The sequence below is a fragment of the Microcoleus vaginatus FACHB-2002 genome, from assembly GCF_040004035.1.
GTDB lineage: Bacteria > Cyanobacteriota > Cyanobacteriia > Cyanobacteriales > Microcoleaceae > Microcoleus > Microcoleus vaginatus_C.
Map to the genome: position 1 here is coordinate 1 of NZ_JAMPLN010000050.1, position 24,000 is coordinate 24,000.

Sequence of the window (24,000 nt, forward strand, 5' to 3'; positions counted from 1 at the left end):
AGAGTTGACAGGTATCCGTGACGTTAAAACCGCATAAGTTAAACGGAAAAACTTTTTGACTCCAACTTTTCAGAACGGATAAAAAAATTTTACACACATCTGCGGAATGTGGGTTAAAATATCTATCTGTTGACTGGTTTTTTATGCTGTAAATTTGCGGTAAAATTTCAGTAATAAACTTAACTCCTTTGGCGGATAGCCCGCCACATTAATCCGCAATTCCAACAAAAGGTAAACCGCATGGATATCAACTCCCAAAATGTCCAACCAATCCCGCCCTTCAACGAGACAAACGAGGAAACACCAGAGATAGGTGGCGGTTTGCCCGTAATAGAATATTGGGCAAAACATACATTGTCCCCCGAAGGGCCGAAACTTTGGAAAACTTTGCTACACAAAAGTGCTTGTTTGTCATGTTCTTGGGGCACTGGCGGGCAGAAAGGAGGTTTTACAAATGAAGAGGGTGAAAAACTTCAGCGGTGCATGAAAAGCGTCGAAGCAATCTCCGCTGAAATCAAGCCGGCTATCTCAACTCAATTTTTTGAACAACAGAGTATTGCACAACTTCAGCAATTAACCTCAATGGAAGCCGATAGATTGGGAAGGCTGAGTTTTCCGATGATTTTGCGGGCTGGTTCATCTCATTACGATCGCATTTCTTGGCAAGAAGTTTATCAAATTGCCGAAGCTGCCTTCCGCAAAACCCCCGAAAGAGTGGCATCTTACAGTTCCGGTCGCTCTTCCAACGAAGCCGCTTTTCTGCTGCAATTGATGATGCGGGCGATGGGTTCCAATAACTTAGCAGATTGTTCTGATCTCTGCCACGCTCCCTCGACAATCGGGTTAAGCGAAATGTTTGCCACCCGCACCTCGTTAGTTAGTCTAGAAAACTTGAAGGAAGCAGATTGCGTCGTGCTCGCGGGCAGCAATTCTTCCTACAACCATCCCCGCTTGATGAACGAATTGATTAAAATTCGCGACAAAGGCGGTAAAATAATTGTGATCAATCCGGTGATGGAAATCGGGTTAGTCAAGTTTGGTTCTCCCGCATTTCCCGTCAAGTCGCTCATCCCCGGTTCCGATATTTCCTCCTTATACTTGCAACCAATTCCCGGCAGCGATACGGCGCTATTTGTCGGCATTCAAAAGTCTTTACTCGAACAAGGTTTGCTGGAGAAAAAATACTTGCAAGCTCATACAGAAAACTGGGAAGCAGTAGTACAGCACGCCCGCGAAACCTCTTGGGAAACTATTACTAAAACCTGCGGAGTTTCCCAAGCAGAAATTGAGGCGGCAGCCAGAATTATTGGCACGTCCCAGCGAGTTGTCTTTGGTTGGGCGATGGGAATTACCCAACACGATAACGGTGTAGATAACGTTTTCAGCATCGCCAATACTGCCTTAATGACAGGAAATGTCGGCAAAGAAGGTGCTGGATTAATGCCAGTGAGAGGACACTCAAACGTCCAAGGATTCGGCTCTATGGGCGTCACTGTGAAGCTGAAAAAAGAAATTCAACAAGCTTTAGAAAAGTTATTGAATCGTCCCCTCAGCCCTGTTAAAGGCTACGACACTCGATCGCTCATTGAAGCAGCAGATGCAGGCAAAGTCGATACGCTGATCTGTCTGGGCGGCAACCTGTACGGGGCGAATCCAGATTCAACGCAGGCAAAACGCGCTTTAAGCAATGTTGAAACCGTTATCTACCTCGCAACCAAACCGAATTTAGGGCATTTTCACGGATTGGCCAAGCACAATACAATTGTGCTCCCCGTGCTGAATCGCTTTGAAAACCCCCACAAAACAACGGTGGAATCTGGCAATAACTTTGTGCGTTTAAATGATGAGGGCGAAACTCATCTCCAGAATTCTGATTTGATTCCTGAAGTTTATTTTTTGACCGAATTAGCCAGCAGAATTCACGGCGATTTCCCTGTTGATTGGCGCAGACTTCAAGACACAACATATGTTCGGCAATTGATTGCTAAAACTATTCCTGGCTATGAAAAGATGGCGACAATTGATGAAACAAAAGAGGAATTCACCATCAGCGGTCGCATTTTTACAGAACCTAAATTCCCTACAGAGTCTGGAAAAGCGAAGATGTTTGTCACGCCTTTACCTAAGCTGAAATTACCGGAAGCGAAAGAGTTTGGAGTATCTGAATCAACACAGGGTATTGTTGTGGCATTGATGACGGGACGCAGCTATTCTCAGCACAATACTGTGGTTTACAAAATTGATGACAAGTACCGGGGAATGCCGCACCGCAACTGCATTTTGATGAATCGTGCGGATGCAGAAAGCACGGGTTTGCATGAACATCAACGGGTTACGGTGCAGGGAAATGTGGGGAAAATGGAAAATGTAGAGGTGATTTACGGGGCGGTTCGTGAGGGTGCTGCTTTGATGTTTTATCCTGAAGTTAATGTGATTTTTCATCCGGAAATTGAAAGGCGATCTGGCACGCCTGCTTACAAGCGCGTACCTGCTTTTGTTTATGCGGAAGTTCGGGAACGGATGTAAGGGATGTTATGATTAGTTCTGCCTTATTTCTTCTTCCTTCGGTCTTCTATAACTCACATTTTAGATGATTTGGAAGAACAGGCAAGATGCCTGTTCCACAAGGAGTTAATTTTTTGTGGGATGGCCATCTTGCCGGCCCATCTGCAAGTCTTCATTAACTCTTAATTTGCAAAGTTCTACCGCGCCAAGTCCATCCCCAACCGGTTTCAGTTTTAATCGCAGAACCGATCGCCATCGCCGCCACTAACGCACCTCCCAAACCTCCCAACCACCAGTATTTCGTCGGACAGTCAGAAATCTCGGCACCCAAGCGGCGCAAATTGTAATGCTGCCAAATTACGATTATTACTAAGAAGGAAGAAGGAAGAAGGAAGAAGGAAGAAGGAAGAGAGAAGAAGGAAGAAGAAAGAGGGAAGACGGAAATTATTTGTTTCAGAATAATAAATAATCCTATCCACGGCATCGGATAAACAAAAAACATAATTGCCGCCATGTAAACCATCAACCCCCAACTGCGGTTAGCGCCGAGATACAGATTCTTTGTCCAGCCTTCCCACAATGCGCTCCAAGACCGATACATCCGCACGGATGCCAAATTTGACCCGGAATAAAGTCCGAGCTTTAAACCCGCACGTTTGATGCGCCTAGCTAATTCCACATCTTCAACAATTTCGCCGGCAACTGCTTCGTGACCGCCGATTTTTTCATAAGCCGATCGCCTAAATAACATGAATGGGCCGGCGGCAAAAGCACTGTCTGTTTTCGAGGGATCGTTGACGGCGGTGAAGTCGAAGCAAACTGCTAAGTTATTGAACATTATCGGCTGCACTAACCACTCGGCAAAACATTCGCAAACCAGCGCTGGCATACAGGTAAATAAGTCTATTTTCTCGGTTTCTGCTGTGGCGATAGCGGTTTCGATGGCCCCTGGTTTAAGTCGCAAGTCGGCATCGATAAATAATAAGAAGTCTCCGGTTGCTATTTGAACAGCTTGGGCGCAGGCCCAGTTTTTGCCCGCCCAATATTGGTTGGTTGGTCGCGGCTGACCTGCTAATATTTTAAGCCGGGGGTCGTTGAGATGCTGTTCCAGGGTTTGCCCGATCGCTAACGTGTCGTCTGTCGATCGATCGTCTACAATTAAAACCTGTAAGTTGTCCACAGACAGCGGTGTACTCTCCAAAATGGCGATCGCGCAATCCCGAATATTCTCTGCCTCGTTGTATGCTGGTACGATTACCGAAACTTTAGGGAACTGCGCGGCGGACTCCGGTGACAGCTTAGCCAAACTTCTGTCGGTTCGAGGCGCATTTTCGACCGATCGGCGCAAATTCTTAGTGTAAGCTCTACTTACAATCAGAGAAAAAATTAGCAGGGTTAACAATATCAAAGCGAACAGACCTCAAATTTTCGGTACACGATTTGTCTCCCTAAATATTAAAAAATATTAAAACAAAAAGCTAGTCGCTCGCCCGAAAAGTTATTTTGACCGCCTCTTTTGCTATAATTTGTGAGCATCTTTCGGCTCGCCCGCAGCGAGGGGCTAGACCCCTCACCCAGACAGCGACCGAAAAGCCGAGGATAGATATCAGTTGTCAGAGGAGATTGCAATGGGCGAATTTTTTACAGTCGATGTGTTTGCGAACACGATAGCGGTACTCGGCGCTTTGGGTTTTTTCTTTTTGGGATATCAAGCTTTGCAGATGTTGAAAAAATAAAGTATGTCAGAACTGAGATGTTGCACTATTGTCAAGAACGGGCAAGATGCCCGTTCCACAAAGAATGATTTTTCTTGTGGAATAGGCATCTTGCCTGTTCCTAAAGAAGTAATTGAGAATGGGGCAATATCTCAGTCAGAAGTCAGAAGTCAGAAGCCACAAGGAAAGAAGTCAGAAGGAAAGAAGGAAGAGGAAAGAAGTCCGATGGAAGTCGGAAGAAGGAAAGAAAGAAGAAGGAAAGAAAGAAGAAGGGAAGAAACAACTATTCCGCATACCCAATGCCCTGTTTGGCCAATGCCCAATGCCCTGTTTGGCCAAGGCCCAGGAACACCTAATTTACCTGAAAAAGGCTATACAACTGACTCAACAGTGCAACTGTTTCTTGCGAAAATCAACCAAAAAAAGGCTGCGTTATTATCATGGTGAGCCAACTTTTAGATGGACGCTATCAAATCATTGAAGTCATAGAAACAGGAGAATTTGGACAAACATATCTGGCCAAAGATATTCGCCGTCCGGGAGAACCGCAGTGCTTTGTCAAGCACCTGCGTCCCGGTACTACCGAACCGAAATTAATTAATACTACGCGCCGTCTTTTTCAAAAAGAAGCAGAAGTTCTAGAAAAGCTCGGTCAACACGACCAAATTCCTCAGCTATTCGCTTATTTTGAAGAAAATGAAGAATTTTTCTTAGTTGAATCCTTTGTTGCCGGTCACTCGCTATCAACCGAGATTGTACCGGGCAAGCCTCTAAGCGAAGAAAAAATGATTGCTTTGCTGAAGGAACTGTTAGAAATTTTAGTGTTTGTACACGGACAGGGAGTAATTCACCGAGATATTAAACCGGCAAATTTAATCCGCCGCTATTCAGACAACAAGTTAGTTTTAATCGACTTTGGCTCGGTAAAAGAAATTCACATCGCTCAAAGACAAGCGCCGGTAACTGTGCGGATTGGCACTCTGGAATATATGCCGATCGAACAATTTCAATACAACCCGCAACTCAACAGCGATATCTACGCTTTGGGAATGATTGGCATCCAAGCAATGACGGGTTTGCCGGCTTACGATTTGCCGAAACTGCGGGATTTGAAAAATTCTAATAAAGGCGAAATTGTTTGGCGGCATTTAGCCACGTGTTCCCAAGCGCTGGCCGATGTTTTAGACAATATGGTGCGCTACGATTTTCGGGAGAGGTACCAGTCGGCGGCGGAAGCTTTAGCCGATTTGAGGAAAATTGGCGATCGCTCGCGGGCGCGGATTCCCAAGCTAACAATATATCGCGAAGAAGTCGATCGGCGCAGCAGCAGCCGGGGTGATATTACCGTCGTCGGTCGTAGAATATTAGATGAACTGCGCGTCAGTTTGGAATTGCTGCCAGAAGAAGCAGAGGCGATCGAAGATGAGGTATTGAACCCTTACCGGAAATACAGGGAAAAAGGCGAACGCTACGAACAATCACTGCAAGAAGCAATGCAGCAAGAATATCCCTTTTCTCTGGAAACGCGCGACGAATTAAAACGCTTGCAGCAAGTTTTAGGGCTTACCGACGAAGATGCCGCGAAAATCGAAGAATTAGTCATTCCTAAATCTTTATTTGCTAAATTGTACAAGGCGATATCCACAGTTTTAGAGGGACACCGCAACCCCAATCTGCCACCAGCGAGTAGCGCCCCTCAACTCGGATTGCAGGCAAGTCCGGCGGTATCCTCGCAGGTAAATCTGAACGGAAAAACCGATTTCTCGCTCGCCAGCCCACCAGCGCTTGTCCCCAAAGAAACTCGCAAATTCAATCCTTATCTTGCCGGGGCAACAATTGCGGCTATCTTAGCTGCGATCGGCGGAATTTACGGATATCTCAAGTGGCAAGAATGGCAGCAGCGAGTCCAGAAAGAATCCCAACAGCTCAATCAAATTGAAGCTCTTTATAAAGGCAGTAATTATGAAGACTGCATCAGCCAAATACCAACAATTGCCGATACTTCCAGCAGCTATGCGTCCGCTCAGGAGTTACAGGAACAGTGCCAAGCAGGTCTGCGGTGGAAGAACGCCAAAGTCAAAAATTTCGCTCAGCATTCCGATGCCGTTGGGTCTGTTGCTTTCAGTCCAGACGGCTTAATGTTAGCCAGCGGTTCTAAAGACAAAACCATCCAAATTTGGGATTTAGCTACAGGCAAGTCGATCCGCACTTTTCCAGGAGATTCCTCCACTATTTGGTCGGTTGCTTTTGACTCAAGCGGTACGAAACTGGCGACTGGAACCGGTTTTTGGCGAGTCATGCTGTGGGATTTGAAAACAGGGCAAGTGATTCGCAGTCTCGACCACACTGCTTCTGTTTGGTCTGTCGCTCTTAGCCCCGACGGACAGCTTGTGGCTAGTGCCAGCGGAGACAAAACCACAAAGATTTCGGATGCAACAACTGGCCGTTTGATTCAGAGTTTTCCAGACCATACAGATTTTGTTTATTCTGTTGCTTTCACTCCAGATGGAAAAAGTTTGGTTAGCGCTTCTAAGGATAAAAAAATTACAGTTGTGGATGTCGCAACCGGGAGGTTGCTCAAAACTATTGAGGGACACGGCGACGCGGTGAGGTCGGTTGCTGTTAGCCCGGACGGCAAGACAATTGTTAGCGGTTCCTACGATGAAAGTATTAAAATCTGGAATATCGAAACAGGAGATTTAATTCGCTCTATCAATGGACATTCTGACGATATTGTCTCGGTTGCTATCAGCCCGGACGGGAAGTTTATTGCGAGCGGGAGCAAGGATAAAACTATTAAAGTTTGGGATTTTGCTACGGGAGAATTGCTGAATACTTTGACGGGACATTCCGATGAGGTTTATGTGGTGACTTTTAGTCCCGATGGCAAAACTATTGCTAGCGGTTCTAAAGACAATACTATTAAGTTGTGGCTAAGGTAATCAGAAGGAAGAAGGAACAAGGAAGTTCGGCAACGGATTGTGTAACGGATGTAACGGATGTAACGGATGTCAGGAAGAAGGAAGTTCGGCAACGGATTGTGTAACGGATGTAACGGATGTAACGGATGTCAGGAAGAAGGAAGAAGGAAGAAGGAAAAATAGTCCTTCACGCACAGACTATACTTGTAGGGTGGGCAGTGCACACCTTACTACTACAGATAGTGTAACAATTGAAAAGTTGTGTCTACGACTGAAGAAGTCAGTCAACAGTCAACAGTCAACAGTCAACAGTATCCATTAGTCATTGGTCATTTAATTGCTGTAATTCAGCTCGTTTTTTAAGGTTTGGGGAAAGTGCCAATAAGGCGTTTCTAATTCGTCCTCAGTTGGATAATTTTCAGTTGAGTTCTCTCGGATATGAAAAAAGTGGTAGAGGTTAGCCACAGTTAAATCGGATATTTCTTGCCAATTCGAGGCAGCTAAAGCTTGATAGCCAGTAGAGATCGCCTGCTGGCTGATATAAAATTCGTATCTCCGGCGGATTTCCGGCGACACAGCGAAGGTTAGCTGGTCGCGCAAGGATAGAAAGTGAGACTTTTGCTTTAAACTTTCATAAAGTGAAGGTTCCGGAGCTAATACCGCGAATGTAGTGTACACGCTGCTTTTTAAACTCTCGCCGGTGAGTTTATCTAAACTCGCTAACTGGTGCTGCTCTTTTGGAGACAAAGTTTGCATCCAATCAACCTCATTTTGCCAAAATTCTATTACACTTAAATCATGACCGAGAATCCTAGTAACTTCAGGAAATAAAAAATCTAGTTCGGCTTCGGATTGACATCCTTTAACAACAGTTAGAAGATTTTGACGAATTTTTGATTGGAGTTCCAGCAGGCGATCGCTCACCATATCGTAGGCCCGCTGCAAGTGAAACGTGACCCCGATCGCCTGCTCGATTGCCCAAACACATTCCATTTGCCTGAGCTGTCCAGCAGAACACACCCCCTCCAACAAACTAGGATTATCATAAATTTTTAAAGCCTCAAACAGCATATCCCGCCCGCTATTAATTTCGGAATTCCGAAGTTTAATATCTGGCACTGTCAGGGCTGACTGACAGCGTTTGATAGCTTTAGAAAAAATCTCATAACCATTAACCAGTTTCTGGCGGTGCATTTCAAAACTAGAGTCGTGAGCCACCTTAAAAATCTGCTGGATCACCTCTACTCCTCTATCTTTGAGAATGTGTCTGAGATCAATAAATCCATCTTTAATTTTTAGCTTCTGGTGCTTAGCCTCTTCTCGGATTTTTAATACTTGGTTGAGGTTTACTGCTGATAAAACTGTGCTCGATACAGCGCCAATACCAATGACAGCAGCAGTTGCTTGCATAACTGCCAAATTAATTTTCAGACAGTTAAGCATTCTGTATGTTTTTTGAAACCCCTGATGAGTTTGAGCCACCTGCAACGGCGCCAGTGTCACGTAGACGGGAGCTACCAGCGGCTGTATGGGGCCACCTCCGGCTAACTGTGCGAGCAATCCTATAACTCCGCGCGAGGATAGAGTTTCACTTCTTGATTGATAAAAAATTTTTGCGATCTCCACAAACTCCCCTGTCACCGGATCTCTAGCAGCAGGGAGCAATTTTCCTGTTTTGGCAGCAGGCTGTACAAGGTTGCCACTATTGAGTCGCGCCTGAGTTGCAGGGGTGAATATATAATCCATGTGGTGACTCAGTTTCCATTCAAAAAGGCAGATGTTTTGTATTGTATGCTGTTTATGGAAACGAGGCATCAAAGGAAATGAATGAGTATCTCAAGGCATTCCAGGCTATTACCCAGTTTAGCGATCGATTGTTGGCAGACGAATATCAATCCGTGGAGATTAAACAGTCAGCTACCCAACTCAGTTTAGATGTGGAACCTTGTATTGACGAAATTAAGCAATCTGCCATCAGACTCAAGGGGCTACTTCAGGTATGTTTCAAAGATGTATCTCACGCTGAGGATGTCTGGAATAGCAAGCCGAGAATTGCTGGGGCATCTCCTGTTGATGTCTGGGAGCAAATTGGCGAACTAAGCGGATGCGATGTGAGAATTCGCAGTTTAGGAAAACAGGGCAAATATGATGCTGTTATTAAAGTTCGCAAATCTTGGAGCGACAAGGCGGCCAAGTTAAAAAATCAGTGGTTTTTGTGGGATAAAAACCCTCAAGTCTTTCAAAGAGATACTATTGGTTTTTTTGAAAAAGATAATTTGCACAAAGAGTTGCGGAATGAAGTTGATGCCCAAGCCGAGCGAGTGATTTTAATTATGGAGAATGAGCTGAGTTTAATTTTTAAAGAATTACAATCTATTGATATAGAAAAAATTGAATTTTGTATTGAATGCTTCGACCTAAACAGTCAGTCCAAATTTAGAGAGCGACTACAATCCATAGGCGGGGAGATTGTATCGAAGTTTACGGAGCCACTGAAATATCTGCCGGATTCTTATATGAAAAGTTTTAAAGAAACGCTGAAAGAACCTGTAGAAACTCTAGTTCATAAAAGCAAGATGGGAATCAGTTTGGTCGATTTTGAAGATTCCTGTCAAGTGATTGGGTCAATCCTGGAAAAGGTGATTTTAGCAATTTTCGAGGAGCGCATGAAACTGGCAATTCAAACAGTTGAAAAAGCGATTAAATTCTACAATAATTTTTTAGAGAACCAGGCGCGGTATCAGCAAGAGACGCCGGAACAGCGAGCGGCGGAAAAAGATTGGATCGAATGCCAGCGGCAGCAACTCAGGGAAGTTCAGCAGTATATTGATGCAGTCATCAATCATTAGTCATTAGTCATTAGTCATTAGTTATTGGTCACTGGTTATTAGTTATTGGTCACTGGTTATTGGTTATTGGTCACTGGTTATTGGTTATTAGAACGAACAACTAACAATTAACAAATAACCACTGACCACTAAAAACAGTCAACAGTCAACAGTCAACAGTCAACAGTCAACAGTCAACAGATTATTGATATTGACCGCTGAGTTCGTAAACTATTGCGCCCAAAGACGCTAAGCTAGCTAAAATTAGCATTCCGGCCGGCATGAATTTTTTAGTTTTAACAAGGCGCACAATAAAGACTATTACTAAAACAGCGGAGATGGCTGCTGCTAATGTTAAACCCCAACTTTGTCCCATAAGCTGCGCGGTGCCGGCAAAAATTAGGAGGGAACCGCTAATCAAGCCAGAAATGAGCGAGGCTTGGCTTTTGGCCTTGATATAACCCATGATGCCGCCAACCAGTGTTAAAATGCCGTAGCCGATCGCCGCTGCTGTCCCTAAATTCATTTTTAATCCTCCAGATTTCACTCTTTGCATCTAAATTTATACAGCGCGGCCTGCAATTAGTGTCACGAATTGTTAGAAAATTTATTAAAGCCAGTCAGGATATCTAACTGTTATACAATTGCCATTATGTCAGCCCTAACTTCTGCTGCGATCGCCCAAATCCGTTACCTCCAGCGCCAAGCAGCATCCCTGCTGCTGTATCAATCGGTTTTCAAAAGCTCTGTCGGTCAAGCTTTTCTCGACTTGCTGCAAGCCCTCCACCACAGCGAAGTCAGCGGTTTGGAATGTCAGGTAGCTTACGGGAACTGGTTCAAACTTCAGGCTGCTAAAAATTTAAGCTGGAAAGATTCTCTGATTTGGGAAATTCTCAAAAACGAAAACCCCTTTTCACGCCGAGCTCAGCAAACAGATTTTGCGAGTTTACCCCCCGCGTTGGTGGAGGCCGCCCGACATGATTTACAAGTGCTGCAAAATATTTACGAATGCAGCAGCGAACAATTGAGCAAGTGGGTGCGGGTAGCGGGTCAACTTGACGCAGTGCCTCCGATTTGGCATTCAGAAACTGTAGCAGAACCGGGAGATTTGCCGCTGCACGGGAAACTAGAAAAATGGTCGAGCGCGGCGGAATCTTTGGCAGTTTATTACCGACAGTTTGGCACGGGTTTGTTTGCCGAATATCGCGCTTTTGCGTGGCGGGGAGGGCAGTTTGCTAGTATTTCGCATCCCGATCGCATAACTTTAAAAGAGTTGGTTTGCTGCGATTGGCAGCGGGATGCTCTGGTGAAAAATACGGAGTTTTTGTTGGCAGGTTATCCGGCTTTGCACGTCTTGCTGTACGGGAGCCGCGGTTCGGGCAAGTCTTCTTTGGTGAAGTCGCTGTTAAATGAATTTGGATCTCGCAATCTGCGCTTGATTGAAGTATCTAAATCGGATTTGCAAGATTTGCCGCTAATTGTCGAGCAGTTGCGGGGAGTTCCTCAAAAGTTTATTATTTTTGTGGATGACCTTTCCTTTGAGGAAGATGACGATGCTTTTAAAGCTCTGAAAGTTGTTTTGGAAGGAAATGTTACTGCTCGCTCTCAAAATGTAGTAGTTTACGCAACATCTAACCGCAGGCATTTAATTCGAGAGTTTTTTGACGATAGGCCTCGCCCCCGCGATGGAGATGAAGTTCACGCTTGGGATACTGTGCAGGAAAAACTTTCATTTAGCGATCGATTTGGCTTGACTTTAACTTTTGAACCGGCCGATCAAAACACTTATTTAACAATTGTCCGACATCTGGCAGAACTTGCTGGAATCAAACTCGCTGCTGAGGATTTGGAGCACCGCGCTAAAGAATGGGCAACTCGTCGCAATGGGCGATCGGGAAGGACTGCGCGGCAGTTTGTTGATTTCCTGAAAGCAGATTTAGCCCTTTTTGACAAATAGAGGGTCTGCGCTGGGAAGGCGGGTTTTAACTGAGATGTTACATCCTTCTCAATAAGTTTTTTATGAACAGGCAAGATGCCTGTTCCACAATAAAATTCACTCTTTGTGGAACAGGCATCTTGCCTGTTGCTTACAAGGGTGCAAGATGCCTGTTTTAGCCGATATATGGGAAGGCAATTCAGGATAGGAATCAACCCGCCCTTACAGCACCCAAGGGCGAAATAAAAATTCTTAATTTTTTCATAATTTTATTGATAACAACTAACAAACAAAATTTGATATAATTATCAAAATCCCCAAAGAAACCTCCAGAGCCAGAACCCATCCTGACTCCATAAATCGACCACTAAATAATGAGGAAAATATCATGGGTTTATTTGATAAAGTATCACAGACTCGCCAACAAACGGACGTAACATTAGGGCCTGCCGAAGCATTTGCGGCGATCGCGCTAATTGCCGTAGCAGCCGACGGTTACATCAATGACAGCGAAAGTAAAGCGATTAGCATGACGCTATCTCGGATGCAACTGTTCCGCAGCTATCCCGATGACGTGATGAGAAAAATGCTCGAACGCCTGCTGATGATTCTGCAACGGCAAGGAGTTGAGGTACTGTTTAATGCTGCTTTGGCAACGCTTCCAGACGAACTTAAAGAAACTGTTTTTGCTGTCACAACTGATATCGCTTTAGCAGATGGCGAGGTTTCCGAAGAAGAAGAACAACTTTTGAACGATCTTTACAGTGCATTGGGGCTTTCCGAAGATATTGCCCTCAAGATTATAGACGTGATGTTGATTAAGAACAAAGGTTAAGAAAGAAGGAGAAGGAGTGAGGAGGGCGAATTTTACAATATAAAAAATTAGCGCCTACTTACTTAGCTGACAACTTCTCCCAAAGTGCGGGTTTACCGATATGATGGTTGGTAAAATTGCGATCGAATTTGCGATCGCCCGTTACTACCTCAAATGCCTTTCACTTACACCCGCACTGTTCGCTTTCAAGATACCGATGCTGCTGGAGTCGTTTACTTTGCTAACGTTTTGGCGATGTGCCACGAAGCTTACGAGGCATCTCTAGCAGCATCGGGAATCAATCTCAAAGCATTTTTCAGCAATCCCGAGGTTGCCTTTCCCATAATTCATGCTAGTGTAGATTTTTATCGCCCAATGTTTGCGGGCGATCGGCTGACGATTCAATTGACGCCCAAACAAGTTACTGGCGATGAATTTGAAATTGCCTATCAAGTATTTTCGGAGGAAGTTGCAGGAAGAAGCGCTGCTAAAGCTCTTACTAAGCACGTCTGCATCGATGCAGTTAGCCGAGATCGAAAACAGCTATCAGAAGACTTGATGAAGTGGATGAGGAAATTTGAGATTGAGAGTTCAGATTAGTTCTATCTTTAAATAATAGCAGGGTATGACAGTCAAATTTCTGTTTTGTTGATATTATTTCTGACTTTTTGATATTATGTCAAATCGCAATTATGCCATTGTGGGCACGGGAGCTTTAGGCGGATTCTACGGTGCTAGACTGCAACAAGCAGGTTTAGAAGTCAATTTTTTGCTACGCAGCGATTACGATCAAGTCAGAAAACACGGTTTGATTGTCGAGTCTCCCGAAGGCGACTTCACCCTCCCCCACGTCCGCGCCTACCACAACACGCATAAAATGCCTAAGTGCGACGTAGTAATTGTAGCGCTGAAAACAACTCAAAATCACTTTTTGCCCCAAATTTTGCCTCCTTTATTAAAGGATAACGGGACGGTTTTAGTATTGCAAAACGGATTGAATGCCGAACCGGAAGTAGCTAAAATTGTTGGTGCAGAACGAGTGGTTGGCGGGCTGTGTTTTCTCTGCTCTTATAAAGTTGGGCCCGGTCACATCTGCCACCTAGATTACGGCACTATCACCCTGGGAGAATATGCCCAAGACTACAAAGCAATTGGTATTACTGATAGATTGCACCAAATTGCTAAGGATTTTAAACGTGCTCATATTCCTATTAAAATGAGTGAAGATTTGCTCTTGTCAAGGTGGAAAAAGCTGGTTTGGAATATTCCGTATAACGGGCTGTCTGTAGTGTTGGATGCGAGAACTGACGAACTGATGGCTAATCCCGATACTCTGATTTTAGTCAAGGAAATGATGGGGGAAGTGATAGCGGGCGCCAAAAGTTGCGATCGCATTATTCCCGATGACTTTATCCCACAGATGCTCGAATACACTCAGAAAATGAAGCCTTACCGCACGAGCATGAAAATCGATTATGATGAATCGCGGCCCCTGGAAGTGGAGGCGATTTTTGGTAATCCGATACGGGTGGCGCAGCAAGCAGGTATTAAGTTGCCCCAAATAGAGGTAGTTTACCGAATGTTGAAGTTTGTGGATTTTCAAAGACAAGAAGCGGAGAGGACCAGAAGGCTGTTAGGTTTGTCGTAATTAGTCAGTTGACGGTTGACTGTTGACGGTTGACTGTTGACTGTTGATGGTTGTCAGGAGTCGGAAATAAGCATGAGAAATTCTGCCTTCTGCATTGATTGCGCCTAATAATTATTGATATTTGAGCGCAATTTCTTGCAATTGTTCTCGATTGATTTTGCCTTGAGAATTGCGCGGCAATTGTTGGACGATTACCCAATATTTCGGTCGCTTAAACTTGCTCAACTTATCTTCTATTGCCACTTGCAGATTTTTGACAGTAACTTCGGAATTAGCGGGAACGTAGATAGCCGTAACGACTTGACCCCAATCTTTGTCTGGCAAGCCAATTACAGCAATATCCGCAACTAAATTAGTCGATCGCACAACGGCTTCAACTTCCGCCGGAAATACATTTTCTCCGCCTGTGATAATTTTGTCGCTGCTGCGTCCGACGATATTTAAGTAGTTATTTTTATCAAAAAATCCCAAATCGTCTAATTGGAAGTATTGGCGATCGCCAAAATTTTTAGGATAATAACCCAACGCCAAAGATTTAGCATTTACCACAATATTTCCGATTTGATTATCGCACAAAATATCGCCGTTGGCACTGCGAATAGTTATTTTAGCGTGCGGTAAAATTTTACCGGAACTGTTATTGCCAGCGAGAAAATCTTGGGGTTTTAGTGTAGCAATTTGCGAGGCGGTTTCTGTCATGCCGTAACTTGGCGCTAATTTGATTTGATAGTTTCTAGCTGTTTCTAAAAGTTCCGGCCAAGCGGGAGCACCGCCCAAAAGTACGGCACGAAACCGTCCCAGCCAATTAGCTGTATCTGGGTTTTGCAGCAGCCGTTGCAGTTGAGTTGGGACTAAAGAAATGAAAAACTCTTCTGGTTCGATGTCGCTTTTTTTACCATTTTCTAATTCTTTAAATGGCTGAATTGCCAGTTTTCCTCCGGTAGTAAAGGAACGCATAAATTGCATTAAACCGCTGACGTGGTATAATGGCAAAACGCAAAATGAGTTTATTTGGTCAACTTGAAAATATTGTTGAAAACCTTGTACTGATGCCGTTAGCGTTTCCCAAGTGTGGATGGCAAAACGGATTTTTCCTGAAGAACCTCCGGTGGGAATCATGATCGTATCAAAACCGTTTTTACCCGGCGAATAAAATTCGTGGCTATACAAACGAAGTCCGTCTTCGCGGACTGGGATATGGGGAGTGTTGGGAAGCGGGCATTGTCCCCAAATTAAGTCGGGTTGGACTAAATCAAAGACTTGTTGCCATTCTTGTTTTACCCAGTTGGGATTGCACAGAAAAATCGGGCATTTGGCGGCGCGGGCGGCGGTGAAACTGGCAAGAAATTGCACTGGTTCTGGTTCGGCGAGGCAAATTTTTGGGGGTGTTTTTTGTGCGGGATTTTGGGTGATTTCAAGAAATACCCGATCGACAATTCGGGGAAATTCGCGGCTGTCACAACCGATGAGCCAATTATCGGGCAAGCCAGACGTGATATCCAGAATATTTACTGTGAGATTTGTTGCCATAGATGCTTTCACCAAGTTTCTCGATTCAAAACAATTACCTAACCCGCTTGATTTAGTCGTGGGAGTAATCTAAAATCTAAAATCTAAAATCGAATGATTGTCATCGAACCAGCAATCGGTGCCGAAGCCTAGTGCTCTCTTATTTAAAGACAATTCGGTTGCTAAATTTAATGCTGCTTGTCTGCCGATTTCGGTTTCAAATACTGATGAGAAAACAGCGTCTATATTGTGAGTTTGACAAAATTTTCGCAGTTGGGATGGGGAACCAGCAATCGCAGGTTTAATGACGAAAATTCCCCGCCAGCCTTGGCTGTAGCACTCTTGGATGCGATCGAGGTTGGCGGCAGATTCATCAAGGGCGATCGGAGTTGCATAAATAGCATTTAATTCTACCATTTCCTGAAACTGTGTTACGGGCAGCGGCTGTTCCAAAAATTCAATGTCTGCAGAAAAATCGGGAGTTGCTTTTACCTTGTCGCAAGCTTCCAGCCATGTTTTAGCCTGCGAGTAACTGAGTCCCCCGTTGGCATCTAAGCGCAAAAATGGTTTTTCGCGATCGCACAAATTGTGCATTGCTTGGATTAGCTGCTGAAAAATCTTTAATTCTTGTTCAATTGCACCAACACCAATTTTCCATTTAAACGTGCGATATCCCTCTAACCAAAGCACTTGCAAAGCCTGCAAAGCTGTTTCTCCTGCGGGCAATAAACCGCTGAACCGATTTTTCTCTTCCTCATTCCCAACCTCTCTCCATTGGTGACTGCTTAAGACTGAACCCGCCATCAATGTCGATTTTAGGCGAAGTCTAGATCCCCCTAAATCCCCCTTAATAAGGGGGACTTTGAGAATATTTCTTGTCCCCCCCTTATTAAGGGGGGTTAGGGGGGCTCTAGAGTTTGATAGTGCTGACTCAAAGCCAAATTGACAAGCAGGCAATTTAGCAGAAATAGAGAAAATCGCCTCTTCTGAAATATTAGTCGCCAGCGATTTACAAAAATTTAAAGCTTGCTCAAAACTTTCGGAACCAAACCAACTCAAAGGGGCAATCTCTCCCCAACCAATTTGATTATTTTCGCCCACAAGTCGCAGGATAATTCCCGATCGAACATCCCAGATGCCGTGACTTGTTTGCAAGGGACGCTTAAATTTTCGCTGATAAGTGCGAAACTCGAATTGATGAAACATTAGTTTTTTAGTTAATCATAAAATTGTCTTACAACTGATCCAAAATTATCAATATTTTCAAAATGGATATTGTGACCAGCTTTTGGTACAATTTCCAGAAGGGCGGCCGGACACAATTTGGCAATTTCGGTATTTATAATTGTAAATTTATCATCATATTCTCCCGCTAGCAAGAGGAGGGGGATGTGATTTTGTGCGAGTTTTTCCCAGAGAGAGGGCTGGTTGCCGGTTCCCATGTTGCGGAGGGATTTGGCTAATTCTAAGGGATTGTTTGCTAAGCGGGTTTCTATGAGTTTGTCGAAATTAGGAGAATTTTTTAAAGATTTGAATAAAGGGCGATCGTACCAGTTGAATAAAAAATCTTTAATGTTGCTATTTTCCAGCTTTTGTGCTAGCTGTAAATCGGCTTCCCGGCGGTGCGATCGCTCTTTTTCTGTTTTCAATCCCGGAGAGGCTGACTCTAACACTACTTTCTCGAATCTTTCTGGAAAATGTAATGTCATGTAAAGTGCCAATCGCCCCCCCATTGAATAGCCCAATAACAAACATTTGCCTATTTGTAAATTATCTAATAACTCGATTAATGCTTGGGCAGTATTTGACATAGTGTAGCAACTTTCGTCGCCGTTGACTTGGGTTTTTCCGTGGCCGGGAAGGTCAACTGCTAAGCAGCAATAACTGTTAGAAAGTAAGGGAATGACCCTGCTAAAGTCTTGACTGCTGCCCGTGAATCCATGCAACAATAAAAGTGTCGGCTGATTCTTGTTGCCAGTTAAGGAGTAGTTAAAGTTATAATTATTAAATATGTCCATATACACTTATACGATTCAATGTGAGGTACGGATTGCTGAATTAAAGAAGATTTTGAGAAGTCGCCCAACTCTGCCAACTCCACCAACTCCCTCAACTTAGCAAACCATACCTCAATTTTACGGGAATTCTCAATCCCCCGATCGATCTACAAAGCAAACCCCAACGCCAGCAGCAGTCCGCTCGAAAAATGCAGCGTAACTGCGATAAACTTAGAGTTGCTGACCTTTACCGGTTGGTCGTGATAGTCTATGACATGGCGACAAAGGTCGATCGCAAATGGCAAACTCCCAAAAATTAACAAGGTCCAAATTGGGAACATTCCCAAAGCCACAAATAGCACAGTCAAAACATAAACGCTGCCGCACAACCACTGCAACAACTGAGCACCTTTTTTCGTACCGAGTCGAACAATTGGGGATTTTTTACCAGCCGCCAAATCGTCCTCAACTTGGTGAAAGTGAGAACAAAATAAGATGATACTCGTAGTAATTCCCACGATTGCCGACGCTGCAAAATTAGTGGCAGACCAAGTTTGAGTTTGACTGTAATAAGCAGCGGCCAAGGCTAGCGGCCCGAAGGTGAAAAAGCAAATAATTTCTCCCAAACCTTGATAGCCAAGACGAAACGGAGGCCCTTGATAAGTGTAGCCGAGAGCACAGCACAAAACTACCAGGAAAATTACTGTTGGGTCTTTTTGCCACCAGCTTATGGCGCAGATTCCAGACACTCCGACTGCTAAAAATAGATTTGCCAGCCCGAAAATTAAAGCTTTATTTCCCGTTAAGTTAACTAGAGAATGCGCTTTGTTTTTATCGATGCCTGTTTCTGAGTCAAATACATCATTGCTGAGATTCAGCCATGCTATAATCAAAATGGCTGACATTAAAAATGTCGAAAAAATTGACGAATTAATCGTTTGAGTTTCGGCAAAAGCAATTGCAGTTCCTACTGAAATAGGAATCACCGCAACGCTGTACATGGGCGGCTTGATTGCCGCCAGCCACAATTTACTATTTGAACGTTCAATTAACTTTGTTGTCATTACACAAACTTGATTCAATTGATAGCAGCGTAGTAATTTTACAATTTTATTGGTGAACAAAGTCTACTCTCGATCGGGTTGAGTGCGCGGGGGGCATCCACACAGAGGCTGTGGCGGTACTCAAACAGCGCAAGTAGCCCGTCTGTAAACCTCTGCAGGGGTCGATCGACTTTTGCGAAATTTAGCCGATCGATCTTAAAGTTTTGTGTCTAAATGTTTCGCTCGATCGCCCGATGGTCGGTTTTTTTCCCCAACAGAGCCCAAACAGGGAGGGAAACTCAAAAGGTCGTGTTTTGCGATCGCCCTCCCGTGCTTAGATCGAAATAGGGGTTTTAGCCGGACAAACCCACACTCTATCTGACAAATCTGCTATTCTCGCTTTCATGACAGTAATACCGCACCGCGCTAATCTCTTGCAAGACCGCAATCAACTGCATCAGTTTCTGTTAAATTGCCAGCAGTCTTTAACCGAAAAAGATCGCACAAAAATAGTTAGTATTTCTCAGGAAATTTATCCCCTCGATCCGCTAGCTGTACTGCAAGAGATTTCCGAACCTTGTCAGCGGCACTTTTACTTTGAAAAAAGAGACCCCATTGCCGGCAAAAGTTTTGCAATTGCCGCCCTTGATTCGGCAATCCATCTCACCGTAGCAGGAACCGATCGATTTGTGGCAGCTCAAAACTTTATTCGTTCAACAGTTGCCAATACAATTACCATTGGTGCGGAACGCTTGCCATTTAGCGGGCCTCACTTTTTTTGTAGCTTTGCTTTTTTTGATGAGAACCTTGCTGCTAATTCTTACTTTCCGCCCGCCACCATATTTTTACCAAAATGGCAGATTACCAGACAGAAAGATAGCTGCATTCTCGTCGCAAATGCCATCATAGAAAAAGATCGCAACGTTAAAAACATTGCTGAAAATATTTGGCAAACCTTTGATAAAATTGAATCTCGCAAATACCATAAACTCACAACTGCGATCGACAGTTCGATATCTTTGAAACAAATCCCCGTCAATGATGCTAGTCAATTTAAAACATCAGTCAAGTCGGCTTTAGAATTGATCGCCTCTAAATATTTTAGTAAAATTGTTTTATCCCAAGCAATCAATGTGATTTCTCAAACCCCTTTCAGTTTAATAGATTCATTAAACAACTTGCGCCTCAGCTATCCAGATTGCTATGTATTTTCAACCAGTAACGGCAAAGGACAAAATTTTATCGGTGCTAGTCCAGAACGCTTAATTAGCATTCACAACAATCAGTTATTAACAGATGCTTTAGCAGGTTCAGCACCGAGAGGAAAAACTGAGGCGGGAGATGCGAAATTAGCCCAAGGATTGCTAGAGAGTGAGAAGGATATTCGCGAACATCAAGTTGTGATTGACTTTATTGTCGATCGCCTATCTAAACTCGGCATAACCCCCAAATTTTCCCCAGTGCCCAGACTGCTGCAACTATCAAACATTCAGCATTTGTGGACACCTATAACAGCTCAAATTCCCCCTGATATTCATTTATTAAAGATTTTAGCTCAACTGCATCCAACCCCAGCGGTAGCGGGCGTGCCGAGAGATGTTGCCCTCGAACAAATTCGCCGCTGCGAAAGCTGCGATCGCTCTTTGTACGCAGCACCCCTCGGCTGGATCGATCGCGCCGGCAACGGCGAATTTGCCGTGGGCATTCGATCGGCTTTAATCGATGGCGATCGGGCTATACTTTATGCTGGTGCTGGTATTGTGGCGGGTTCGGAACCAGAGAAAGAACTAGCAGAAATTCAGCTCAAATTACAACCACTTTTAAATGCTTTAGTCTAATAATTCAGCTAATTTGCAGCATCTAGAGTTGTCAAGTTAATTGATTGAGTCTGTGTTAATGTTTAATTTTCACCTCCTCAAAATGTTCTACTATGGGAAAAGGATCGTAAAAATGGTGAAGCATTCTTTTCCACTCTTGATATTCAGCGGAATTCCTAAATCTAATGGTATGAGCTTCTAAATTATCCCATCTAACCAATAATAGATATTTTCCTTGAACTTCTGTGCAGCGATGAAGTTCGTGAGATAAATATCCATCTATAGACGCTATCAGACTGGAGGCTTCTATAAAAGCTATCTCAAAATCACCCTCAAAGCCAGATTTGACATTAAGCACAACCGCCTCAAGAATCATAAAAATGTATCCTGACAATTATTTGGGTATAATATCGTAGCACAATACAGAGTTGAGCTACTCAGGTTTAGCAATGCCAATAGATTTTCGCAACACAAATACCGTCTGGGCTTCCGTATTAGCAGAAACTTTGCAGCGGTTGGGATTAACTACCGCCGTCATTTGTCCCGGTTCGCGATCGGCACCGCTAACAATAGCCTTTGCTCAAAACAAAAAAATAGAAACTATTCCCATACTCGACGAACGTTCAGGCAGCTTTTTTGCATTAGGAATTGCCAAAAAATCCTATTTGCCAACCGCACTAATTTGCACATCGGGAACCGCCGCAGCCAACTTTTATCCTGCAATAATAGAAGCGAGAGAAAGTCGAATTCCGCTGCTAATACTCACCGCCGATCGACCTCCAGAACTGCGGGACTGTCACGCCGGACAAGCGATCGACCAAGTGAAAATATACGGCAATTATCCGAACTGGCAAGCCGAATTAGCGATACCTTCTGCGTCCAGAGGAATGCTAGACTATCTGCGGCAGACGATCGTGTATGCTTGGGAGCGATCGCAATTTCCAACACCAGGCCCCGTCCACCTCAACATCCCGTTTCGCGACCCGCTTGTACCCGTTCCAGACATAGCCGTAGAAGCTTTAGAAACAGAATTTAATCCCGAAGATTTCTTTGCAGGATTAGAACCCATTTTCGCAGGAGAAAGCTCTACCCCCCCCAGCCCCCCCTTGTTAAGGGGGGGAGAAGAAAGTACAATGCAACAGTGGCAAAAGTGCAGCAAAGGAATTATTATTGCAGGCGTTGCACAGCCTCAATTTGCCGAAAAATACTGTAGTGCGATCGCCCAAATTTCTAAATCCTTAAACTGGCCAGTTTTAGCAGAAGGACTATCCCCAGTCAGAAACTACGCCCAACTCAATCCTTATCTAATTTCCACCTACGATTTAATTCTGCGAAACCGCGAACTAGCAGATAAATTAACCCCAGAAATCGCCATTCAAATCGGAGACTTACCGACAAGCAAAGAACTGCGAAACTGGCTAGACAAAACCCAACTAAAACGCTACATAATCGACCCCAGCCACCACAATTTCGATCCGCTACACGGCAAAACAATTCACCTGCGAACCTCCCCAGAAAATATCGCAACTAATCTCGCAACTATATTAACTCTTGTCCCCCCCCTTATTAAGGGGGGGTTAGGGGGGGATCGAACCCCTGCTACCACTAATATCTCCCATCAAATCCCCCCCCTGACGAATGGGGAATCAACTCTTGTCCCCCCCCTTATTAAGGGGGGGTTAGGGGGGGATCGATCCCCTGCTACCAACGAATACCTCCAACTTTGGCGCAACACCGAAATCCAAGTCAGACAAACAATAGACCAAAAACTATCCACAATTAACAACATAATCGAGCCCAAAGTTTCCTGGCTGCTTTCCCAAATTTTGCCGCCTGGAACACCGATATTTATTGCCAACAGTATGCCCGTCCGAGATGTCGAGTTTTTCTGGAAGCCAAACAACTTAGAAATAAAAACTTTTGTCAATCGCGGCGCTAACGGTATAGACGGCACATTATCAACAGCTTTGGGAGTTGCTCACCGCAATCAAAGCAGCATCATGCTAACAGGCGATTTAACACTTTTGCACGATACGAACGGTTTTTTAATTAAAAATAAATTTGTCGGTCATCTGACAATCATATTAATTAATAACAACGGTGGCGGAATTTTTGAAATGTTGCCCGTTGCCAAATTTGACCCGCCCTTTGAAGAGTTTTTTGCCACCCCGCAGCATATCAACTTTGCTCAGTTGTGTGCAACTTACGGCGTGGAACACGAGGTAATTGAGGATTGGGAACAGTTCAAACAAAAATTAAGTTTTTTGCCAAATAGCGGGATTCGCGTCTTAGAATTGCAAACAGACAGGCGCGCCGATGCTAAATGGCGGCAAGATAATCTAAGTAAATTTGCCAAAGATTTGTAAATTGGTAGGTTGAGCAGGTGGAAGGAAACCCAACCTACACTAATTTAAACTGCTGGTTGAGCTAGCAGCGGATCTAACTGTCCATCTGCATCAAGTTTGTGAATGTCATCGCAGCCGCCTACGTGTTCGTTATTAATGAAAATTTGGGGCACGCTGCGGCGTCCTTTAGCGCGATCCGCCATTGCTTTTCTAGCGGCTTCGTCGCCATCAATTTTGTATTCCGTGAAATTTACGCCTTTCCACCACAGCAAAGTTTTGGCGCGGATGCAGTAGGGACAGGTTTGCCAAGTATAGATTTCCACATTGGCTTTGATGCGATCGGGCTTGCGGCCCAAGATGGGATTAAGAAAATCAAGCATTTTCATTACGGGGGTAAGGGTGGAACTCATTTAGAAATCATACCCAATGTATAAATTCCGCTGGTATGGGCGCATCTGCCAGAGGTGGGTTTTAAGCTGTCGGGCGATCGCCCTGTGACCCAAGTCACAACTTGACTCTACTCGGATCACTGGCTTTCACCCTAGAGAATCACCTTCGCGACCTTATTAATATCACCGATATTTAGAGGAAACCAGAAGATGATAAATATATCGAATTCAACCGCACTGCCATGCACCCCGTACAACTCCTCCCCGGCGCTATCTCTGAAATCCTCGCTTCTGTAACCGATACAGGCGTTTTGACTCTGGCGGATCGCTACGGTTTGATGGCCGCCACCTTCGACGACTCTCTGAATGACGAAGACAGAGGCTGTGTCAACCGCTTGCTGCGGGCGGTGCTCAGAGGCAGAATCAAAGTAGTCAACGAACTTTCAGCAGCATTCTAATCGGGATTTGAAGTTTTGTTCTGAAGGCAAGGTGAGTCAGCGGTAGATGAAAATAGTGGAAACTCAGGCAGGAGT

Annotated in this window: 20 protein-coding genes; 11 read left to right on the forward strand and 9 right to left on the reverse strand. The window is 44.4% G+C overall.

The annotated features are described in order from the left end of the window. Positions 1–240: 240 nt before the first annotated feature. The gene (locus NDI35_RS26660; protein ID WP_445315367.1) at positions 241–2,526 is read left to right on the forward strand and encodes an FdhF/YdeP family oxidoreductase; all 2,286 of its coding nucleotides are present in this window, start codon (positions 241–243) and stop codon (positions 2,524–2,526) included. A gap of 154 nt (positions 2,527–2,680) precedes the next feature. Here NDI35_RS26660 and NDI35_RS26665 read toward each other — a convergent pair whose 3' ends face one another. Next, positions 2,681–3,913, reverse strand: a complete 1,233-nt coding sequence (locus tag NDI35_RS26665; protein WP_445315368.1) for a glycosyltransferase family 2 protein — start codon at positions 3,911–3,913, stop codon at positions 2,681–2,683. A 331-nt stretch (positions 3,914–4,244) separates the two neighbouring features. On the opposite strand from NDI35_RS26665, the gene NDI35_RS26670 reads away from it, so the two are divergent. Together NDI35_RS26670 and NDI35_RS26675 are read left to right on the forward strand one after the other, a co-directional pair. Further along, on the forward strand, positions 4,245–4,667 hold the full coding sequence (locus tag NDI35_RS26670) for a hypothetical protein (protein ID WP_445315369.1): 423 nt from the start codon (positions 4,245–4,247) through the stop codon (positions 4,665–4,667). Then, the gene (locus NDI35_RS26675) at positions 4,661–7,162 is read left to right on the forward strand and encodes a protein kinase domain-containing protein (protein ID WP_445315370.1); all 2,502 of its coding nucleotides are present in this window, start codon (positions 4,661–4,663) and stop codon (positions 7,160–7,162) included. The genes NDI35_RS26670 and NDI35_RS26675 overlap by 7 nt, the downstream gene beginning before the upstream one ends. A gap of 312 nt (positions 7,163–7,474) precedes the next feature. On the opposite strand, the gene NDI35_RS26680 is transcribed toward NDI35_RS26675, so the two are convergent. Further along, on the reverse strand, positions 7,475–8,887 hold the full coding sequence (locus NDI35_RS26680; RefSeq protein ID WP_445315371.1) for a hypothetical protein: 1,413 nt from the start codon (positions 8,885–8,887) through the stop codon (positions 7,475–7,477). A 77-nt stretch (positions 8,888–8,964) separates the two neighbouring features. On the opposite strand from NDI35_RS26680, the gene NDI35_RS26685 reads away from it, so the two are divergent. Then, on the forward strand, positions 8,965–9,990 hold the full coding sequence (locus NDI35_RS26685) for a hypothetical protein (RefSeq protein WP_445315372.1): 1,026 nt from the start codon (positions 8,965–8,967) through the stop codon (positions 9,988–9,990). A gap of 181 nt (positions 9,991–10,171) precedes the next feature. On the opposite strand, the gene NDI35_RS26690 is transcribed toward NDI35_RS26685, so the two are convergent. After that, the gene (locus NDI35_RS26690) at positions 10,172–10,495 is read right to left on the reverse strand and encodes a TMEM14 family protein (protein ID WP_445315373.1); all 324 of its coding nucleotides are present in this window, start codon (positions 10,493–10,495) and stop codon (positions 10,172–10,174) included. A 126-nt stretch (positions 10,496–10,621) separates the two neighbouring features. On the opposite strand from NDI35_RS26690, the gene NDI35_RS26695 reads away from it, so the two are divergent. The 4 genes from NDI35_RS26695 (at position 10,622) to NDI35_RS26710 (ending at position 14,367) form a co-directional block, all read left to right on the forward strand. After that, positions 10,622–11,926: an ATP-binding protein gene (locus tag NDI35_RS26695; RefSeq protein WP_445315374.1), complete on the forward strand. Its 1,305-nt coding sequence runs from the start codon at positions 10,622–10,624 to the stop codon at positions 11,924–11,926. 367 nt (positions 11,927–12,293) lie between these two features. Then, positions 12,294–12,740: a tellurite resistance TerB family protein gene (locus tag NDI35_RS26700; RefSeq protein WP_445315375.1), complete on the forward strand. Its 447-nt coding sequence runs from the start codon at positions 12,294–12,296 to the stop codon at positions 12,738–12,740. A gap of 153 nt (positions 12,741–12,893) precedes the next feature. Next, positions 12,894–13,319, forward strand: a complete 426-nt coding sequence (locus NDI35_RS26705) for an acyl-CoA thioesterase (RefSeq protein ID WP_445315376.1) — start codon at positions 12,894–12,896, stop codon at positions 13,317–13,319. Positions 13,320–13,395: 76 nt separating this feature from the next. After that, positions 13,396–14,367 carry a putative 2-dehydropantoate 2-reductase gene (locus tag NDI35_RS26710; RefSeq protein ID WP_190735286.1) on the forward strand — a complete coding sequence of 324 codons (972 nt, stop codon included), beginning with the start codon at positions 13,396–13,398 and terminating at the stop codon, positions 14,365–14,367. A gap of 111 nt (positions 14,368–14,478) precedes the next feature. Here NDI35_RS26710 and NDI35_RS26715 read toward each other — a convergent pair whose 3' ends face one another. The 4 genes from NDI35_RS26715 to menA all read right to left on the reverse strand — a co-directional run bounded on the left by NDI35_RS26715 (position 14,479) and on the right by menA (position 18,937). Then, a complete protein-coding gene (locus tag NDI35_RS26715; protein WP_445315377.1) occupies positions 14,479–15,897 on the reverse strand; it encodes a 2-succinylbenzoate--CoA ligase in 1,419 nt (472 codons plus the stop codon). 69 nt (positions 15,898–15,966) lie between these two features. Then, positions 15,967–17,082, reverse strand: coding sequence for an o-succinylbenzoate synthase (locus tag NDI35_RS26720; protein WP_445315378.1), 1,116 nt, complete (start codon positions 17,080–17,082; stop codon positions 15,967–15,969). An 11-nt stretch (positions 17,083–17,093) separates the two neighbouring features. Then, positions 17,094–17,894 (reverse strand): 2-succinyl-6-hydroxy-2,4-cyclohexadiene-1-carboxylate synthase, encoded by an 801-nt coding sequence (menH, locus tag NDI35_RS26725; RefSeq protein ID WP_445315379.1) that lies wholly within the window; start codon positions 17,892–17,894, stop codon positions 17,094–17,096. 146 nt (positions 17,895–18,040) lie between these two features. Further along, positions 18,041–18,937 carry a 2-carboxy-1,4-naphthoquinone phytyltransferase gene (menA, locus tag NDI35_RS26730; RefSeq protein WP_445315380.1) on the reverse strand — a complete coding sequence of 299 codons (897 nt, stop codon included), beginning with the start codon at positions 18,935–18,937 and terminating at the stop codon, positions 18,041–18,043. Between the two features lie 383 nt (positions 18,938–19,320). Between menA and NDI35_RS26735 the strand changes: the two genes are divergently transcribed. Beyond that, positions 19,321–20,754, forward strand: a complete 1,434-nt coding sequence (locus NDI35_RS26735; protein ID WP_445315381.1) for an isochorismate synthase — start codon at positions 19,321–19,323, stop codon at positions 20,752–20,754. Between the two features lie 55 nt (positions 20,755–20,809). Here the strand turns inward: NDI35_RS26735 and NDI35_RS26740 are convergent, their stop codons facing one another. Next, positions 20,810–21,109, reverse strand: a complete 300-nt coding sequence (locus NDI35_RS26740; protein ID WP_445315382.1) for an antibiotic biosynthesis monooxygenase family protein — start codon at positions 21,107–21,109, stop codon at positions 20,810–20,812. Between the two features lie 73 nt (positions 21,110–21,182). Between NDI35_RS26740 and menD the strand changes: the two genes are divergently transcribed. After that, entirely contained in the window at positions 21,183–23,099 is a 1,917-nt protein-coding gene (gene menD / locus NDI35_RS26745) for a 2-succinyl-5-enolpyruvyl-6-hydroxy-3-cyclohexene-1-carboxylic-acid synthase (protein WP_445315383.1), read from the forward strand. Between the two features lie 44 nt (positions 23,100–23,143). Here menD and grxC read toward each other — a convergent pair whose 3' ends face one another. Beyond that, on the reverse strand, positions 23,144–23,458 hold the full coding sequence (gene grxC / locus NDI35_RS26750; RefSeq protein WP_445315384.1) for a glutaredoxin 3: 315 nt from the start codon (positions 23,456–23,458) through the stop codon (positions 23,144–23,146). 251 nt (positions 23,459–23,709) lie between these two features. On the opposite strand from grxC, the gene NDI35_RS26755 reads away from it, so the two are divergent. Next, positions 23,710–23,925, forward strand: a complete 216-nt coding sequence (locus NDI35_RS26755; protein WP_445315385.1) for a hypothetical protein — start codon at positions 23,710–23,712, stop codon at positions 23,923–23,925. Positions 23,926–24,000 lie beyond the last annotated feature (75 nt).